Here is a 512-nt window from a genome sequence, read left to right as displayed (position 1 = left end):
CCCTATGTTTTGGTGCAACTGGTTGCTCAATCAGAAGCACCCTTGGAACAACATTTCGTGGAAGAATTTGAAAATCATTTTCGTCCATATTTGGTTGGTGCAGAAGTTACTACTGCTTCTAAACAATTAGCGATGCATGCAGAGGTTCATTGGTCTGCCAATGATCCGCTGCTTTTAAAATATTTTCAGCCCATAGAAAAAGGTAAACAAGATATTCCACTGCTTGAGGTTGAAGTGAGCCTAGAGCCTTCTTTGGAGACATTAGAAAATCAAGCAGAAAGCCTTGGACATGCTACCATAACTATACGGATGAAAGGTTATGGTGATGATCGTATAATTTTTCCCTATACGCGACCACTTTTAGGTGTCGTCTTACAAGAATATGCCGCTTGGTTGGTTTTAAAAAGATATTTGAAAATGGAGAAGAAAAAATGAACCTCTATGGGGATGTAAAATATTGCCTAAATTATTGAACATTCTATTATAAGAAGTATTTTGATCTTTTTCTTCAG

1 pseudogene is annotated in these 512 nt (G+C 37.1%); it reads left to right on the top strand.

Going from position 1 to position 512, the window contains the following annotated elements:
* A pseudogene (locus ACFIO3_RS15650) lies at positions 1 to 435 on the top strand (isocitrate/isopropylmalate dehydrogenase family protein); the annotation flags it as partial.
* Between the last annotated feature and the right edge of the window lie 77 nt (positions 436 to 512).

The organism is Bartonella sp. AD328YNZD (assembly GCF_042196425.1).
The sequence above is the reverse complement of the archived record's forward strand: the minus strand, read 5'-3'. Positions and strand labels throughout refer to the sequence as shown.